The sequence below is a fragment of the Spirosoma lacussanchae genome (genome assembly GCF_005870035.1).
Classification (GTDB): Bacteria; Bacteroidota; Bacteroidia; order Cytophagales; family Spirosomataceae; genus Spirosoma; species Spirosoma lacussanchae.
This window is the reverse complement of record NZ_SWJG01000001.1, coordinates 271,353-289,231: the sequence shown is the minus strand read 5'-3', so window position 1 is coordinate 289,231 and position 17,879 is coordinate 271,353. Positions and strand designations below refer to the sequence as shown.

The following is a 17,879-nucleotide window of genomic DNA, read 5'->3' as shown; positions in this document are numbered from 1 at the left end:
AGGCCTGAAACAGGTAGCATGTCTTGTCCTGGGCAGCGGCCTCACGGACAAACCCGTACATAGTGTTCATTACTCATCGACGCGCACGTCGGCTTCCACGCTGAGCCCTGCCCGTAGCTGATTCCGGTACTTTTCGGGGTTCACGATCTCGATCTTGACCGGTACGCGCTGGGTGATCTTGACGAAGTTACCCGAGGCATTATCGGGCGGCAGCAGCGCGAAACGAGCGCCTGTCGCGTCAGACAGCGAGGCTACCCGGCCTTTGATATCGAGGTTGGGGTAGGCATCGAGTTTTACGTCGACCGCCTGCCCGATTTTCATTTTCTCAAGCTGGGTTTCCTTGAAGTTGGCAACGACCCAGAACGTAGAATCGGCCACGATGGTAAACAGGTTCTGTCCGGGCTGTACGTACTGACCCGCTACCACGTTCTTACGACCTATTTTCCCGTCAATGGGAGCCGTTAGTCGGGCGTAGCCAACGCGCAGTTTGGCGTTGTCGATGGCGGCCTGTTTGACTTTTAGTACGGCTTCAATCTTCTGGATATTGGCCTGGGCTTTGGCAATACCCGCCTGCGCTACCCCCTGCGACGTACGCGCCAGGTTGATCTGCTCAACGTTAGCCTCGTACTGGCGGCTCTGCACCTCAACGTTGTTCTGGCTGTCTTCGAGCTGCTTGCGCGTCAGCGATTGCTCTTTGTACAGATTCTGATCGCGCTGCAGATCACGCTGGGCCTTACTGCGCCGGGACTCCTGCACCGCTGCGTTTGACTGAGCTACCCGAGCGTTCTGCGCCACATTACGGGCATTGGCCTGCGCGTTCTGCAGATCGGCACGGGCATTCTGGAGGTCGGCCAGCGACTGCTGATAATCGGCTTCGGCCTGCGCCAGCGCCACATCGTACTCCTGCGGATCGATCGTGACCAGCAGCTGCCCCTTTTTCACGTTGGCATAGTCGGCCACGTTGACAGCCTGCACATAGCCCGCTACCCGAGCCAGTACCGGCGCCGAGTTCCCCTCAATCTGCGCGTTATCCGTCGATTCGTACTGCCGACCGTGTACGTAGGCTTTGTACGCGAAATAGCCCCCGATCAACAGCGCGAAAAAAAGAATGATACGGGGTAAATAAGCCCGTATGCCATTATTTTCAGCAATATCCGGGCTGCCGTTTGTTGTAGTAGAAATAGCCATGAAACAATTGGTAAGTGTTGGCTTTGATGAGCACAAAAGTAAACCTGGTTGACTATAAAGTCAAACAAGTTGACTATATTTGTTTATGTACCCCACTATGAATGGCTGAAAAGATTATTTTTGTGCCTATGACCACGGAAACAGATAAAAATTCCTTTGATTTTGAACAATACCGCATCATGCGCGAACGGTCTATTGGCCGATTGCTCTGGCGGATGAAGCGGTATATGGAAAGCTTCGTGGAGCCTCGTTTGCACCAGCAGGGCTTCACCGACTTCAAGATGAGTTACCTGATGTTCCTGGCTAACATCGGCGAACGGGGAACGACTAATAACGAGCTGGCCAAACGGGCCTGCGTTACCAAGCAGATGATGAGTAAGATTGTCGGCCTGCTCGAAGCCGACGGCTACATATACACCCAGAAAAATCCCGCCGACTCGCGCTCCAGCGTCATTTTCCTGAATGATCGGGGCAAAGAGCTATTCATGGCGCTCAAAGACAGCATGCAGCAGGCCCGCGACCAGTTCGACGCCATCGTGGGGCACGACCGTATGGATCAGGTTATCGACACCCTGCTAGAACTTGTCACCGTCCTCGAAGCCGACAACCCAACGAACAGTGAATAAGTTATGAGTGATGACTGATGAGCGATGAGTGTATGCCCGTGGTCGGTGCGGTTGGCGCCTGTAAGTACTCATTCATCATTCATAACTCATCATTCATAACTCATAACTTACTCATCGTCCTTTAATTATGTTTGCCTCTATCAATCCCTACAATCAGCGTCGGCTGAAGACGTACCGGGCCGACAGCGCGGCCGCTATCGAACGAAAACTCAAACGAGCCGACCGGGCCTTTGCCGACTGGTCGGTTTTGTCGCTTCCGGAGCGGACTGACTTTTTGCGTCGGGTTGGCTCTCAGCTGGTAAGTCGCCGGTCAGAACTGGCCGACCTGATTACGGCCGAAATGGGAAAAATTCGGCAGGAAGCCGAGGGCGAAATTCAGAAATGCGCCGATGCCTGTGCGTTTTACGCCGACCAGGCCGAGTCGTTCCTGGCCGATCAGGTTATTGACAGCCCCGCCCACCGGAGCTATGTCACGTACCAGCCGCTGGGAACGGTGCTGGCCATTATGCCCTGGAATTTCCCCTTCTGGCAGGTATTTCGTTTCGCCATTCCAGGACTCATTGCGGGCAATGTTGGGGTACTGAAACACGCGCCTAACGTATTTGGCTGTGCGCTGGCCATTGAGCAGGTTTTCCGGGATGCTGGTCTGCCCGACGGCGTTTTTCAGTCGCTGCTGATCGACGTGGAGCCCGTTGAAACGCTGCTGAACGATCAGCGCGTCAAGGCTGTGACGCTAACGGGCAGCGGACGGGCGGGGGCATCGGTGGCGGCCCTGGCTGGCAAAGCCATCAAGAAATCGGTGCTGGAGCTGGGCGGTTCCGATGCGCTTATCGTTCTGGCCGACGCGGACCTCGACCAGGCCGCTAAAATCGCCGTGCAATCGCGGATGCAGAACGCAGGCCAGAGTTGCATTGCCGCCAAACGATTCATCGTGGAAAAATCCGTGAAAAAAGCCTTTACCGAACGGGTAGTTCAGCACATCAGCCAGATCCGGCAGGGCGACCCGACCCATGATACCACGACCATGGGACCGATGGCCCGGCTCGATCTGGCCGACTCGATCGAACGGCAGTATCATCAATCGCTGAAACAGGGTGCCAAATCGCTGATGGGTACTCTGAAACGCGACGGCTGCAATGTTCAGCCCATGCTGCTCGACAAGGTGAAGCCCGGCATGGCGGCTTTCGACGAAGAAACCTTCGGACCGCTGGCCGTACTGATCGACGCTAAAGACGAAGCGGAGGCCATCCGGCTCGCCAATCGGTCGAACTTCGGTCTTGGCTCCGCCATCTGGACCCGGGATCTGGACCGCGCCAACCGGCTGGCCCGGCAGATCGAGGCAGGGTCGGTCTTTATCAACGGACTGATGCGGTCCGATGTTCGGGTTCCCTTCGGTGGTATCAAACAGTCGGGCTTCGGCCGCGAACTGTCCGACGTTGGCATGAGGGAGTTCGTGAACATCAAGACCGTCTGGGTCGAGTAACCCGGGCCTCCGCCCCGGATCATTCCTTCATCACTTTCCGGTGAGCCGTGCCACTGGGCGTCTGAACGTGCAGAAAATACAAGCCTTTGGGCAGGTGTTGCAAATCGAGCGTGGCGGTACGCTGACGACCCCGAATGGCAGGCTGCGTAACAATGGCCCCGCTTACGGACCGCAGCGATATGGCCTCCAGCGTTTCGGAAGCAGGCAGGTCGACGGTCACCGTAGCGCGGGTTGGGTTCGGGTATACCGACATCGCATCGGACCAGGCAGGTTCATTACCCGTAACGGCCAGCACCGTAAACGTGCGTTCAACGGGCGTGGCGGCATAAAACAGCGTGTTCCCTTCCTGATAGGCCCGCACCTTAACGGCACCGGCTCCGCTAATTTTCAATACATTGGCACTGGTCAGAACCGCCGGCCCACCCATCACCTGAAACCCAACCGGCAGCCCGGCCGACGAAGTAGCCCGTAGTGTCATATCGCCCTGATCCGTATAGCGGTCGGCAATAGCGTCGAAGGTTATCGTCTGGGTGGTTTTGGTTGGCAGCACCCGCGTAGCCTGCGTATACCAGACTGGCCATTTGGCACCGGTATACAACACCTGGGCCGTACCGGAGGGCGTAAGCTTATCGGCTGCCAGACCGATGCCGGCCACATCTTCGCTGGTGCCCGACTCGGTGCTGAACACGATCCGGTTGTCGAGCCGCGAGTAACTCGGGAAACCAAGGGTATTGTTGCGGTAAATACCCCGCAGGTTATCCGCGTTTTTGCTCAGGTCAACGGCCACCACGTAATAGATGTCGTTAGCCTCCTGCACGTAGTCGAACGCGATGATGCCGGGCGAGTTTTTAGAGAAAGACGGGTTACCAATACTTTCGCCCTCGTCCAGATCACTGAACAGTTTTTCGATGGTACCGGTAGCAAAGTCGTTCGCTTTGTTATCCCAGACGTTGATAAAGCCCACATCCCAGTAGTCGATGTTTTCACCGCTGGCGTTCTGCAGCTCGTTGAAGGCGTCGTACACGATAAACTCGCCCGTAAAGTCCCACTCAAACGAGTCGGCATAACGTACATCGCCGGTTTCAACGCCCTCTGTATACGTCGGGTTATACAGTTTAAACTCAGCCCACTTCTTTTTGACGTAGCTATAGACATAGATCGAGCCATCGCGGTCGGCAGTCAGGGCCGCCAGCTTGGTACCGTCTTTCGAGATAGCCACATTATCCCAGATCGGCTCGTCGGAGATGATGGTTTCGACGGGCGTACCGGTCAGATTCACCGACCGGATTCGTTTGTCCGACGACACGTAAAACGCTACTTTGCCATCGTCCGTTACGCTGGGGCGGTGGAGCAGCGCCGAACTGGTTTTCTGGTCGAACTTAGCCGTTGAGGACCCCACCGTTGTCGAATACAGTCGGCTGCTTTCGGCATCGGACAGCAGCAGCAGATCCTGTCCGGCCGCTATCGGCACGTCGGGCTGAGTTGGTGTCGTGGGTGCACTGTCCAGAATACCAACGGCCGTAAACGCGTTCTGAGCCGCTGTTACCTCGGCGCCGGGCGTTCCATACAGGTCGGCAGCGGCTTTGATAACGGCCAGCCGCAGATCAACGAACTGCGAGCTGCGGGTGAGGTAGGTCGTCAGCGCCCGATAGTAGACTTTCTCGGCTTTTTCGCGCCCAACGGCCGTCGCAAACTTATAAAAGGCAAAATTCGGAATACCGCTGTTGATATGCACCCCGCCGTTGTCTTCGGTGGTGTTGTCATACTGAAGCATGGTGGCGGGCTGGTAGCCGTTGGGGTCGGCCGTGGGGCCGCCCTGATTCGGGTTCGACAGGTCGCGCAGGGCACCCGACGGCAGCACATTGGGTTGCGCCACATCTTCACCCAGCCGCCAGTCGTCCCGATCGATCAGCACGGCAAACACATCAGCCATCGACTCATTGATAGCGCCCGACTGGTTTTTGTATTGCAGGTTGGCCGTATTCTGAATAACACCATGCGTCATTTCGTGGCCTGCCACATCGAGGGCACCGGCCAGCGGTTTCAGCAACTTTCCGTTGCCGTAGGCCATGATCTTACCGTTCCAGTAGGCATTGTCCAGCGCAGCCCCGTCATCGTCGACTACGTTGATGAGCGAAATCATCGTGCCGCCACTCCCGTTCAGACCGTTACGGCCAAAGGTGGTGCGGTAATAGTCATAGGCAATACCCGCATTGTAGTGGGCCGATACGGCCGTTGGCGACCAGTCGGTATTCGTGGCCGAGGTGATCTGGTACACCTTCTGATTATCGCCATAGGTCTTCTGCGCGTCTACTGTCCAGATCGCGCCTACCGGCTCGTTGGGCATGGTCGACGCCTGGGCGTTAAACATGGGGCGCGACGTATCGATCAGAAAATAAGTCCCGCCCTGCTGATAGGTCTGGAACGTGCGGTTAGCCCCGTTGAGGTCGCGCCCCGAAGCCGCCACCAGCAGCGAAGCAGCGGCCGGGCGTTCGGGAGTGGCAGTACCCGCATTGGCCGATACCGGAACCAGCGGCCGGGTGATGGAGCAGGTATGGTTGTATTTGTCCAGCACCTCGCCCGTTTGCGCATCAATGACGTATTCCCAACGGTCGAGCAGGTTGGGCCGAACGGTCAGCTGATAGGCCAGCCGCGCCCCACCACCCGCCATCGGATACACGCATAGCGACCCTTCGGTGGGCTGTACGTTCAGGATATTGTCGCCAAACGAGCGGACGCGCACGGCCTGGCGCACATCGGTGAGGGCCCGCTTGGTGGCTTCGGCCAGGGCTAGTTGCGGTTGGGTCGACAACTCGTTGGGTATAGGCTGATAACGGCCGTTGAGCACGGTCACGTCGGTACCGGTCAGGTGAGCCACCAGTTCTGACCCCAGCACAGGAACGCCCCGGTGCAGCTGCGTTAGCCGAACGTGGGTCTGACCCAGTTCATCGGCCCGGGTACTGGCCACGGTGAAGCTGGCTTCCGGCGCATCGATCTGCAACAGGCTCCGGATCTGCCCCATAAACTGAAACGCAGCCGACGAAGCCGCGGCCGCCGACAGTCGGGCGCCAGCGTTCTGGTTGAGCTTCTGTCGTTTGCTCAGGGTTCGTTCGATAAATACCGGTAGTCCAGTACTGGTGTCGCGTATGACCCGCAGCCGCAGCGGTTCGGCCGATGGGCGGCTGAGTCCGGTAGCCAGCAGCGTCTGCTGCCCCCGCCGGTTTCTGGGCGTCGGTATGACCTGTGCCGCCAGCCGCTGAGCTACGTTTACCGACGGGACCGATGTCTTGGTTTTACGGCTGAAACCTGTTTTGGGCTGCTGAGCCAGCGCGACCGATGCTGTAAGCAGGGTCAGAAAAAGTACAGGTGCTTTCATGGGTAAGCGTTAGTTGAGCCGGACCGAATCCGGAATCATGGCCATAAATGCGTTATAAAATGCGGGATAGGCGGCCGGTACGGCTGTGTCAGCTACGGACCAGGTCACCCGATACGTTTGTTCACCCTGTTGCCAGCCTACAAACCGCGACCGGTTGCCGGGCTGGTCGTAGCGGGTCGTTTTAATCAGGCAGGTATCCTCCGCAGCGGTGAAGAACCGCCGGACCAGCGCGCGTTTCTGCTTACCGAGGGGCCAATAGGTCGCATCCCGATGTTGCTTCCGGAAAAGTTGTCCGTTGTCGAGCAGGATATAGGTGGTTGTAAAGCCCGTGAACCCGCCCCCGCTACCGACCAGCAGCTGCCGCCCGGCATAGCTGTCGGGTCGGGTGGCCAGCCGTTTCGTGCAGCTCTGTGTCAACAACAGACCCAACCCCAAAGCAGCCATCAGTAAAGCAAGGCGTTGCATACGCGTAAATCAGGAAGTTATCAACAAATGTATATATAGCCTCAGCCTCCGCCAATACGTACCCTATGAATCGGCTGAATAAGTGAAGGAAGCGTGCTTCAGGGACTATGAAGTGGCCCTGGGCTACCAGCCGTCAGGGGGGTGTCGGTACGCCGTACGTTCTCTCGGTCAGGCTCACCGACTGGCCAAAGAGTCCGCGCCGGATGCGAACCTGAAACAGGTTGTCGTAATCGCCCGACGCAATTTTGACGGCCCGGGGCTGCGCGCCCAGTGCCTGCGTAATCTCCAGAATGGTATTGCTGTGCCCTACTACCAGCACCGACTGCCGCCGGATGCGTTTAACCCGCCCCGCTACATCGCCGATGGACCTGGTCGAATAGCTAACAATCGGGAGCCGGAGCCGGGTGGCCAGCGGTTCGGCCGTCTGGCGGGTGCGCCGGTAGGGCGTCGTAAAAATAGAGTCGATTCCCGCACGGGCCAGGGTATCGGCCAGGGCCAGCGCGCGCTGCCGTCCGGCAGGGCTCAGATCCGTCGAGTCGGTTTCGTCTACTTTCTCGGCATGGCGCACCACATAAACTGTAGTTGTCGAGCAGCCCGTGGCCAGCCAGCAGACGATCAGTAATCCGTAGATAAAGCGCATCGTTCTTTTACCATTTTGTCTCACAATGATACAAAAAAAAGTCCCCGGCTGTGAACCAGGGACTCTTACTTGCCAGACTATAGACGGAGGTTACAGTTCGCGCACCCAGATGTTGCGGAAACCAACGGGGTTGCCGTGGTCCTGCAGGATGAGGGGACCTTTGCCGTGTGCCTGCACTTTGGGGTAGCCAATGTATTCGGTAGTGCCGCGAATGGCCACGTGATTCTGCACCAGTACGCCGTTCAGCAGTACAGTTACGAAAGCTGGCTCCAGCATGAGGCCGGCTTTGTTGAAGCGTGGAGCCGTATAGATGATATCATAGCTCTGCCACTCGCCGGGCTTGCGACTGGGGTTAGCCAGCGGAATAGCCTGCTTGTAGATCGAGCCAACCATCCCGTTTACGTAGGTTGGGTTGTTGTAGTTATCCAGAACCTGTAATTCATAGCGGCCCTGCAGAAAGATACCGCTGTTGCCCCGGCCCTGCCCGTTGCCTTCTACTTTGGCGGGTGTCTGAAACTCGATGTGTAGCTGCATATCGCCGAACTCCTGCTTGGTTTTGGCCGACGATGCTGTAGACGAGTACAGGACACCATCGCGTACCGGCCACTTCAGCGGATCGGTGCTGTTGGTTGGGTTATACCCTTTGTTAGCCACCCACTGATCGGCGTTGCGACCGTCGAACAGGATAATCGCATCGGAGGGCGGTGTGGTACCGGCCGTACTGCCCGAGTAGGTGCCGGGTGTCACAACGGGCGGAACGGGCTCCCAGATTTCGGTCGACTCGGGCGTTTGTTTTTTAGGGTCGGTCTGGGCAGAAGCCTGGTTCATTACGAATAAGCTGGCTACACCAAAAACCAGCCATGCGGGCACATTTCTCATGGAAAAAGAAAGGGGGTTAATTGACGTTCAAAGATAGGGTAAAAGGCACACTGCGGCTTTTTTTCCTCAAAAATTGGTAAATTTCAGGCCCCAAATTTTTCAATTGCTACATGATAAAACTTTCACGAATGGTTCGCTTCGGCGGGCTAATGGGTATCGGCTGGACGCTGAGCACAGGGCTTCTTACGGCTCAGCCCGCTCCCACACCCGGCATTCCGCTCACGCTCAACGACCTCAGCGCGTTTAAACCCGCAGCCGCTCACTGGCGAGTGGTGGGTGGCGTTCGCGCGGATCTGAACAAACCCAATACGCTCATTACCGACAAGGGAACCGGTATTGTGGTGGCTCAGCCAACCCCCGCCAAACCCGGCCAGCCGACCGATCCGAAGGCCAGTCTGTTCACCACCTTCGACCACGGCGACGTTGATGTCGAGCTGGACTACCTGCTGGCGTCCAAATCCAACTCGGGCGTTTATCTGCAGGGCCGCTACGAAGTACAGCTGTTCGACAGCTGGGATATCCGCACCCCCAAAACCATTGACAACGGCTCGATCTACGAACGCTGGGACCCCAAACGGGGCGAGGGTCGCTACGGCTACGACGGCCACCCCGCCCGCCAGAACGCCAGCCGCGCACCGGGGCTGTGGCAGCATCTGAAAATCTCGTTTCAGGCGCCACGCTTCAACGCCAACGGCCAGAAAACCCAGAATGCCCGTATGGTTCGGGTCGAACTGAACGGGGTCATCATCCATGAAGATGTTGAACTGACCGGCCCCACGCGCGCAGCCGCTTTCGACGACGAGAAACCGACCGGACCGCTGATGCTCCAGGGCGACCACGGCCCCGTGGCGTTCCGCAACATCCGGTACGTCAGCTACGACAAACCCCGGCCCGAGCTGCGTGATCTGAAATACACCGTTTATAAGGGTAAGTACGAGAAAGAACCCCAGTACGACAAAATGGCTCCCGAGTCGGAGGGCACCTCAACCATCCTGTCGTCGTCGGTAAGCCGGATTCCGAACGAGTTTCTGATTCGCTATACCGGCACCCTGCGCGTGAGCGAACCCGGCGAGTACCGCTTCAACCTGGGCGTGCCGGGTGGTGGTGGCCTGCTCAGAATTAATAACCAGCAGATCATCGCGCCCGGCCAGTGGAATGCCAGCGGCAAAGCCACCCTGCCCAAAGGCGATCTGCCGTTTGAACTGCTGTATGCCAAATTCGTCGACTGGACCAAACCCGCGCTGGGCCTGACCGTTGCGGGGCCCGGCGTTCGGGAGTACGTCATCAGCGACCAGAACGGGGGCGACGGCGAAGAAACCGACCCAATCGTAGTCGATGCACCGACCAGCACCATCCTGCGTAGCTTCATGGACATGCCGGGCGAGAAAAACGCCCAGGGCGGCACCCTGCGCATTACCCATGCCGTATCGGTGGGCAGCCCGGATATTGTACACTATACCTACGATCTGGACAAAGGTGCGCTCGCCCAGGTATGGCGGGGAGCGTTTCTCGATGCCACGCCCATGTGGCACGACCGGGGCGACGGTTCGTCGCGGCCCCGTGGTATGGTACAGCGTCTGGGAGCACCGGTGCTGTTTCTGAGCCAGCTGGCATCGACCCAGATGGCCTGGCCAACCGACACGACCGGTTCGGGTTTCCGGCCCAAAGGCTACGCCCTCGACGCCAGCGATCTGCCAACTTTCCGCTACCAGAGTTTCGGCGCATCGGTCGATGACAAGATTCGGGTGCTGCCCGAAGGACAGGGCGTTCGGCGGGAGGTGACCATTACCAATCCGGCCAGCAACCTCTACGCCCGGCTGGCCAGCGGCATGCGTATCAGCGCCCTGGAAAACGGCCTATACGTTATTGACGACCAGCACTACGTCCGCATCGACGACCTCGGCGGTGCCAAACCGACCGTTCGCGAAAGCAATGGCCGGCAGGAGCTGATTGTACCGGTAAAAGGTAAAGTGGTTTATTCGATCCTGTTCTAAACCACTCCTCCCCCATCTTACGTACCATGAAAAAATTACTCACAACCTTCCTGGCCGTTGCCAGTCTAACAGCCGTTCGGGCGCAGGAGTCGCCTAAGGAAGAGGATTTCTTTAAAATTCTTAAGGTTACGGCCCCCGAAGGCACCCTGCTCGAAGTAGGTGGACTGGCCACCCTGCCCGACGGGAGCCTGGGCGTGGCGACGCGCCGGGGCGACGTCTGGATCGTTGAAAACCCAACGAGCCGCAAGCCCTATTTCCGCAAGTTTGCAACGGGTCTGCACGAGATCCTGGGGCTTACCTATAAAGATGGCGCGCTCTACTGCGCCCAGCGGGGCGAGCTGACCCGGCTGGTCGATACCGATCAGAACGGGAAAGCCGATCTGTTCGAAACCGTTTATGCTTGGCCGCTATCGGGCCATTACCACGAATACAGCTTCGGCCCCAAGGTGGCACCCGACGGGCAGTTCTTCGTAACGGGTAACGTAGCCTTCGGCGACGAAGAGTGGTGGCGGGGCGAAAGCCGGGTCCCCTGGCGCGGCTGGACGATGAAGATCAGCGAAAACGGCAGCATGCAACCCTGGGCAACCGGTATGCGCTCGCCCTGCGGACTGGGCATTTACGACGGTGAGCTTTTCTACGCCGACAACCAGGGCGACTGGATGGGGTCGGGCGGTATTGTTCACGTGAAGCGCGGCTCGTTTGTGGGTCACCCCGCCGGTCTTCGCTGGACCGGAGCCGCTAACTCGCCCGTTAAACTCACCGCCGAGCAGTTCAACGCCAAGATCGACGAACGTCGGCGCCGGGACGAAAATGGGCGGGCTATCAAACCCGAAAACGTAGTCAACGAAACGCCAACCCTTCTCTATACGATGAAGGACCAGTTTCCGAATGCCGATATTCAAACGCCATCGGTCTGGTTGCCCCACGGGATTCTGGGCATTTCAAACTCGGAGATTCTGGAGATTCCGGAGGGCACCTTTGGGCCGTTTGCGGGTCAGCTGCTGGTGGGCGATCAGGGCATGAGCAAAATCTCCCGCGTGTTTATGGAGAAAGTAAACGGCGAGTACCAGGGCGGAGCCATCGAGTTCCGCAACGGGTTCCGGTCGGGCGTACTGCGCATGGCCTGGGGTAAAGACGGCTCGCTGTTCGTGGGCGAAACCAACCGGGGCTGGGGATCGGCTGGCGAAGCCAACGAAGGCCTGCAGCGACTCGTCTGGAACAACGCCCTGCCGTTCGAAATGCGCACGGTGAAGGCCATGCCCGACGGGTTCGAAGTGGAGTTCACCTCGCCCGTTGACCGAAAGTCGGCCGAAGATCTGGCATCGTACCGGGTAGAGAGCTTCATCTATAAATACCACTCTGTCTACGGCAGCCCGACGATCAACAAGGAAGCATTGCCGCTGAAAGGGGTAAAAGTATCGGCCGACGGCATGAAAGCCCGGCTAATCGTGGGCGACCTGCGTCGGTACTACATCCACCAGCTGACGCTCGATGGCGTTCGGGGCGCCCAAGGTTCCTATTCGCTGGTTCATCCGATTGCGTACTACACGCTCAACAACATTCCCGACGGTCAGAAGCTGGCCCTGAGCGAAGTCAGTACGACCAACTCGGCCGCGGCTCCGGCTGCTGCACCGGCTGCCGCTGCACCAGTCGGTAAAAAAGCGACCCCAGCCAAAGCAGGGGCTGCTACCAAACCAGGTACCAAAGTTGATCCCACGCGCGGAGCTAAACCCAAACTGGTAGAAGGCCAGGCTGTCACCATGGCCAAGGCGCCTACTTACGATGAGGTGAAAGGGCTGCTGACCCGCCATACCTGCCTGGCCTGCCACCAGACAAACAAACGGCAGGTCGGTCCGGCCTATGTCGACGTGGCCAAACGGAAATACACCAACGACCAGATCGTTGACCTGATCTATAATCCCAAGCCACAAAACTGGCCGGATTACGCCACCGAAATGCCACCCATGCCACAGGTACCGAAAGCCGATGCGCTCAAGATTGCGGCCTGGATCAACTCGCTGTCAACGACCGGCAGCAGCTCATCAGCCGGGGCGCCCAAGCCCTGATCGCATATTCAGGCAAACGACGGCCTAAAGCCGATCTGGCTATGTAAGAAACGCCCGGACCTGTAGGTTCGGGCGTTTTTTGGTAAAAGGCTTGTCATCAGGTAGGCTATACGCAGCTTTTTCCTGAAATTACTCATCAAACTATAGTAGAAAATACGTGTACAGGGGCTTTATCTGGCTTGGTAATCTACCAAGAAATAGTTGCGTTATTCAAACAAGACAAAAGTAACTTATAAATAACCCTGTATGAAATACCATTTACTAACCCAATCAACAGGTACGTTGCGTGCGCTGCTGTGGGCGCTGCTTCTGCTCACCACCACTGTCACGCACGCACAGGACCGCCGGATAACAGGCCGCGTAACTTCCGGAAAAGACCAGACACCTATTCCGGGCGTTAACGTGTTGATCAAAAACACCCAGACGGGTACTACCTCCGATGCAGACGGTAACTACGCGCTGAGCGTCTCGCCAAATGCTACGCTGGTCTTCAGTGCCATCGGATACGTGGGTCGGGAGGTCGCCGTCGGTAACCAGTCGCAGGTGAACGTCAGCCTGCAGGAAGGGGAGCAGAACCTGAACGAGGTCGTTGTAACGGCACTCGGTATCAAAAAAGAAGCCAAGCGCCTGGGCTACGCCACCGCTACCGTGAGCCCGGAACAGGTAACGACCAACCGAACGGTGAACTTCATGAACGCCTTACAGGGAAAAATTGCCGGGGTTAACATCAGTAGCCTGGGTACCGGCGCTGCGGGGACCAGCAAGATCCGGATTCGGGGTCAGTCGTCGTTCTCGGGGCAGAACAGCCCGCTGATTGTGGTAAACGGCGTACCGATCGATAACACAAACTTCGGCCAGAACAACGGCAACACCGGCGGTGACAACTCCATTGGCAACCGCGACCGCAACTACTCCGACGGGGGCGATGGCCTGTCGTCGATCAACCCGGACGATATTCAGGAGATGACCGTGCTGAAAGGCGGTACCGCAGCCGCCCTGTACGGCTCGCGGGCCAAGGACGGCGCCATCCTGATTACCACCAAAACAAAAGCCAGCGGCCAGGGGATCGGCGTGACCTACAACACCAATTTCACCACCGATACGCCCCTCGACTTTACGGATTACCAGTACGAATACGGCCAGGGCGAATACGGCGTGCGGCCAACGGCCCCCAACCCAACAACGGGCGTATGGAGCTTCGGCGAAAAATTTGCCGGGCAGACCCAGGTGCTATTTGGGGGCGTTACCGTTCCCTACGAACCGGTTCGGGATCGGATCGCCAAGTTCTACCGCACCGGCTCCACCTGGACCAACTCGGTAGCGGTTTCGTCGGGCAGCGAGAAAGGCGGATTCAACCTGTCGGTTTCCAATACCGACAACAAGGGTATTGTGCGCAACAACACCTTCAACCGGAAAACCATCAACCTGGGCTTCAACTACAATATTTCGCCCAAACTGAACGTGTCGGGAACGCTGAACTACTCCAACGAGTACAACAAAAACCCACCCCAGATCGCGCAGCAGGATAACAGTACCCCTACGGTTATCTACACCCTGGCCAATTCGATGCCGCTCGACGTGCTGGAAGCCAACCAGATCAACCCGGCTACGGGCAATGAGTTTATCTACTCGCGCTTCCAGAACCGGACCAACCCCTACTTCGTGCTGAACCGGAAGTTCGAGAACATCCGCCGGGATCGCCTGTTCGGCAACCTGACCGCCCGCTATAACTTCACCGACTGGCTATATGCGCAGGTTCGGGTTGGTCAGGATTACTGGTCGCGGGATCAGGACTATAACTTCCCAACCGGACAGGCATCGCTATCTGCCGCACCCGCCGGGTTTGTTAACGGCGCTTACGTGCAGGAGGCCCGCCGGTTCCGCGAGCTCAACAGCGACTTCCTGATCGGGGCCAACCGGACCTTCGGCAAATTTGGCGTTGACCTGACGGCGGGCGGCAACCAGCTCTATCGCCGGAGCGACCTGAACAGCGTACAGGTAACCGACTTCATTATCCGGGATCTGTATACCCCCCAGAACGGCCGTCTGAAAGACCCCACCTTTGGGCTGAGCGAGCGCAAAGTCAACTCCCTCTACGGAGCCGCCGAATTCTCGTATAACGACTATCTGTTCCTTGGCGTTACGGGCCGCAACGACTGGTTCTCGACCCTGGCCCCGGCTAACCGCAGTATCCTGTACACTTCGGTAACGGGTAGCTTCGTGTTCTCGCAGGCGTTCAACAATCTGCCTTCATGGCTGAACTTCGGTAAACTCCGGGGTGCCTATGCCGAGGTGGGTAGCGATGGTGACGTAGCGCCCTATTCCAATAACCTGTTCTACGGCGTCAATGCTAACCTGTTTCAGGGACAGCCGCTGGCGTTCGTTACCTCCAATACCATTCCCAGCGCCAGCCTGAGACCAAGCCGCACCACCGAAACCGAGTTAGGACTTGAGTTACGGATGTTCAACCGGCGCGTTGGCCTCGACCTGGCCGTTTACAACAAAATAACGAGCGATCAGATTGTTGCCGCTCAATCGTCTGATGCATCGGGCTATACCAGTACCCTGATTAACAGCGGGCAAAGTCGCAACCGGGGTATCGAAGTGTTGCTGAACCTGACCCCGATCCAGAGCACCAATTTTAAGTGGGACATAACCCTGAACGGTTCGTATAACGAGACGAAGCTGCTCAAACTGCTGACCGACGACGACGGTAGCCCCGAAAAAGACTACAACAAAGATAAGCAGGCCGAACAGATCGTGGTCGGTAATGGCATCTACGTTGGTGAACTGCGCCACGTGGTAGGCCAGCCGCTGGGTCAGCTTTATACCTTCGGCTACCTGCGCGACGCCCAGGGCCGGATTGTGCACGATGGCAGCGGCCTGCCTGCCCGTACGGCAACGCCCATCTCGTTCGGGTCAGCCCTGCCCAAGTACGTAGGCGGTATCACGAACGCATTCACCTACAAAGGCCTTAACCTGTCGGTACTGATCGACTTCAAGCTGGGCGGAAAAATGATTTCCGGTACCAACCTGAATGCGTACCGGCACGGGCTCCACAAAGAGTCTCTGGTTGGCCGGGGCGATGCCGACAACAAGATGGTAGGCGTAGGCGTGAACGACAAAGGCGAGACCAACGCGGTTCGCGCCTTTGTGCAGGACTACTACTCGGTGGGCCGGTCAAGAAGTTTGGGCGAGCAGGTAGTTTATGACGCCGGTTTCTGGAAGCTTCGCCAGATCTCGCTGGGGTACGACTTCACCCGGTTTCTGCCCAAGAACCTGTTTATCAAAGGCGTCCGGCTCAACGTGGTATCGAACAACGTAGCCGTGCTGAAGAAGTGGGTCCCCAATATCGACCCGGAGCAATTCGGCTTTAGCTCAGACAACCTGGTCGGTCTGGAATCGACAGGCCTACCCATAACCCGGAGCACCGGTTTCAACCTCAATGTCAGATTCTAATACGCAGACAGCATCCATGAAAAAAATAAGCCTTACGCTCACGCTGGTTGCTCTCCTCACCTGGATGAGCAGTTGCGAAGAAGGGTTCGATACGCTAAACGTTAACCCTACGGCGGCTACCACAATCAATCCGGTTTTTGTCTTCAATAATGCCGTCGTTAACACGTCGTTCCCGACGTCGACCCTGGTTTTTGAACATGCCATTGTGCAGTACATGTACTCGCCAAACTCGGGCGTACTGGCCGGCGGTAACTTCAACGTTGGTAACCCCGGCCCTACCGGCCAAAATGCGGGCATGTGGCAGCGGTATTACCGCGACGTGATCCGGTACGTAGTCGATGTAATTGCCAAAACGAAAGACGATGCCAACCGGAGCAACCTGTACCACATGGCCCGCATCTGGAAAGCCTATGCGTTCATGGTCCTGACCGACACCTATGGCGATGTACCGTATAAAGAGGCTGGACTGGGGTATCTAAGCGGCAACATCAGACCCAAATACGACGCTCAGCAGGCTATCTATGAGGATATCATCAAAGAACTCACCGAGGCCACGGCGGCTCTGGACGCCAGCAAACCAACCGAAGCCGGTGAGGTGATGTTCGGCGGTAACATTCCCCGCTGGAAACGGTTCGGTAACTCGGTGCTGTTTCGGGCCGGTATGCGTCTGACGAAAGTCAATCCGACGCTGGCGCAGTCGACGGCTCAGAAAGCCATTGCCGGCGGGCTCATGCAATCTAATGCCGACAACGGTATTGTTCGTAACAATGCTACGTTCAACAACCTGGTAGGGTCGCTGCTGAACTCGACCGAAGCGGCTAACTTTTACCTGACCCGCTATTTTGTCGATTATCTTCGCACGACCGGCGATCCCCGTCTGGCGTCTATTGCGGCTCGTTATGTAGGGGCCCGGAGTGGCTCGGAGCAAACAGCGGCCCGCATCAACCGCGATCCGGCAGTGCAGATCGGTATGCCACTCGGCTTCGACAACGGCACCGTAGCCACGCAGGTAGCCGCCGACAAGTTGGCGAGCTTCTACGACTACTCGCAGCTGGACCGGACACGCCTGGGCAAGCTGGATGCACCCACTTTCCTGGTCACCTATGCCCAAACCCAGCTGTTGCTGGCCGAAGCCGCACAACGGGGCTGGACAACCGGCAGCGCAGCCGACTACTACAAAGCGGGCGTTACGGCCCATATGCAGCAACTTGCCGATGCAGACGCCACCGCAGCGGTCCCGGCCGCAGCCATCACTACCTATCTGGAGAAAAACCCATACGATGCCGCCCGGGGTCTGGAGCAGATCAACACCCAGTACTGGCTCGCTTCGTTCCTGAACGGTCCCGAAGCGTTTGCCAACTTCCGGCGCAGTGGTTTCCCCAAACTAACGCCCAACCCGTATCCGGGCAAGGAGATCAAAGGCAGCTTCATCAACCGGATTCCATACCCCGATTCTGAGATCGCTGTCAACCAGGCCAACGTAGGCGAAGCTTCATCACGGCAGGGCCCCGACAACCTCGATACCCGCGTTTGGTGGGATAAACAGTAGAGACCCCAACTATCCGAATCCGGGGTCCGTGGGGACACGGACCCCGGGCGCGGCTGCAAAAACCATCCGGTTAGGAGACGCCCCCCACCGTGGTTCGTGTCCCCACGGACCACTCGTGCGACAGCAAAAACCATCCGGTCAGGAGACGCAAGGG

General features: G+C 57.7%; 11 protein-coding genes. 6 read left to right on the top strand and 5 right to left on the bottom strand.

What is annotated here, in order from left to right:
• Positions 1-69 precede the first annotated feature (69 nt).
• Complete coding sequence (locus FBR45_RS01250) at positions 70-1,188, bottom strand: HlyD family secretion protein (protein ID WP_138498595.1); 1,119 nt, start codon at positions 1,186-1,188, stop codon at positions 70-72.
• A 128-nt stretch (positions 1,189-1,316) separates the two neighbouring features.
• Here FBR45_RS01250 and FBR45_RS01245 point away from each other — a divergent pair, with 128 nt between their 5' ends.
• Both FBR45_RS01245 and FBR45_RS01240 read left to right on the top strand, forming a co-directional pair.
• Complete coding sequence (locus FBR45_RS01245; RefSeq protein WP_138498593.1) at positions 1,317-1,814, top strand: MarR family winged helix-turn-helix transcriptional regulator; 498 nt, start codon at positions 1,317-1,319, stop codon at positions 1,812-1,814.
• A gap of 127 nt (positions 1,815-1,941) precedes the next feature.
• Positions 1,942-3,297, top strand: coding sequence for an NAD-dependent succinate-semialdehyde dehydrogenase (locus FBR45_RS01240; protein ID WP_138498591.1), 1,356 nt, complete (start codon positions 1,942-1,944; stop codon positions 3,295-3,297).
• A 19-nt stretch (positions 3,298-3,316) separates the two neighbouring features.
• Here the strand turns inward: FBR45_RS01240 and FBR45_RS01235 are convergent, their stop codons facing one another.
• The 4 genes from FBR45_RS01235 to FBR45_RS01220 form a co-directional block, all read right to left on the bottom strand.
• Entirely contained in the window at positions 3,317-6,673 is a 3,357-nt protein-coding gene (locus tag FBR45_RS01235) for a M4 family metallopeptidase (protein ID WP_138498589.1), read from the bottom strand.
• A 9-nt stretch (positions 6,674-6,682) separates the two neighbouring features.
• Complete coding sequence (locus FBR45_RS01230) at positions 6,683-7,138, bottom strand: FAD-binding oxidoreductase (RefSeq protein WP_246082073.1); 456 nt, start codon at positions 7,136-7,138, stop codon at positions 6,683-6,685.
• Between the two features lie 133 nt (positions 7,139-7,271).
• Positions 7,272-7,778, bottom strand: coding sequence for a SixA phosphatase family protein (locus FBR45_RS01225; protein ID WP_138498587.1), 507 nt, complete (start codon positions 7,776-7,778; stop codon positions 7,272-7,274).
• Positions 7,779-7,868: 90 nt separating this feature from the next.
• The gene (locus FBR45_RS01220) at positions 7,869-8,657 is read right to left on the bottom strand and encodes a 3-keto-disaccharide hydrolase (protein ID WP_138498585.1); all 789 of its coding nucleotides are present in this window, start codon (positions 8,655-8,657) and stop codon (positions 7,869-7,871) included.
• A 110-nt stretch (positions 8,658-8,767) separates the two neighbouring features.
• On the opposite strand from FBR45_RS01220, the gene FBR45_RS01215 reads away from it, so the two are divergent.
• The 4 genes from FBR45_RS01215 (at position 8,768) to FBR45_RS01200 (ending at position 17,725) form a co-directional block, all read left to right on the top strand.
• Complete coding sequence (locus FBR45_RS01215; RefSeq protein WP_138498583.1) at positions 8,768-10,651, top strand: 3-keto-disaccharide hydrolase; 1,884 nt, start codon at positions 8,768-8,770, stop codon at positions 10,649-10,651.
• A gap of 26 nt (positions 10,652-10,677) precedes the next feature.
• Positions 10,678-12,717 carry a c-type cytochrome gene (locus tag FBR45_RS01210; protein ID WP_138498581.1) on the top strand — a complete coding sequence of 680 codons (2,040 nt, stop codon included), beginning with the start codon at positions 10,678-10,680 and terminating at the stop codon, positions 12,715-12,717.
• Positions 12,718-12,963: 246 nt separating this feature from the next.
• The gene (locus tag FBR45_RS01205) at positions 12,964-16,176 is read left to right on the top strand and encodes a SusC/RagA family TonB-linked outer membrane protein (RefSeq protein ID WP_138498579.1); all 3,213 of its coding nucleotides are present in this window, start codon (positions 12,964-12,966) and stop codon (positions 16,174-16,176) included.
• A gap of 16 nt (positions 16,177-16,192) precedes the next feature.
• On the top strand, positions 16,193-17,725 hold the full coding sequence (locus FBR45_RS01200) for a SusD/RagB family nutrient-binding outer membrane lipoprotein (RefSeq protein WP_138498577.1): 1,533 nt from the start codon (positions 16,193-16,195) through the stop codon (positions 17,723-17,725).
• Positions 17,726-17,879 lie beyond the last annotated feature (154 nt).

Excerpts from the sequence above, each read along its gene's own strand:
- FBR45_RS01220 (WP_138498585.1), bottom strand. The coding sequence starts at position 8,657 with ATGAGAAATGTGCCCGCATGGCTGGTTTTTGGTGTAGCCAGCTTATTC.
- FBR45_RS01245 (WP_138498593.1), top strand. The coding sequence starts at position 1,317 with ATGACCACGGAAACAGATAAAAATTCCTTTGATTTTGAACAATACCGC.
- FBR45_RS01215 (WP_138498583.1), top strand. The coding sequence starts at position 8,768 with ATGATAAAACTTTCACGAATGGTTCGCTTCGGCGGGCTAATGGGTATC.
- FBR45_RS01235 (WP_138498589.1), bottom strand. The coding sequence starts at position 6,673 with ATGAAAGCACCTGTACTTTTTCTGACCCTGCTTACAGCATCGGTCGCG.
- FBR45_RS01250 (WP_138498595.1), bottom strand. The coding sequence starts at position 1,188 with ATGGCTATTTCTACTACAACAAACGGCAGCCCGGATATTGCTGAAAAT.
- FBR45_RS01230 (WP_246082073.1), bottom strand. The coding sequence starts at position 7,138 with ATGCAACGCCTTGCTTTACTGATGGCTGCTTTGGGGTTGGGTCTGTTG.
- FBR45_RS01205 (WP_138498579.1), top strand. The coding sequence starts at position 12,964 with ATGAAATACCATTTACTAACCCAATCAACAGGTACGTTGCGTGCGCTG.
- FBR45_RS01210 (WP_138498581.1), top strand. The coding sequence starts at position 10,678 with ATGAAAAAATTACTCACAACCTTCCTGGCCGTTGCCAGTCTAACAGCC.
- FBR45_RS01200 (WP_138498577.1), top strand. The coding sequence starts at position 16,193 with ATGAAAAAAATAAGCCTTACGCTCACGCTGGTTGCTCTCCTCACCTGG.
- FBR45_RS01225 (WP_138498587.1), bottom strand. The coding sequence starts at position 7,778 with ATGCGCTTTATCTACGGATTACTGATCGTCTGCTGGCTGGCCACGGGC.
- FBR45_RS01240 (WP_138498591.1), top strand. The coding sequence starts at position 1,942 with ATGTTTGCCTCTATCAATCCCTACAATCAGCGTCGGCTGAAGACGTAC.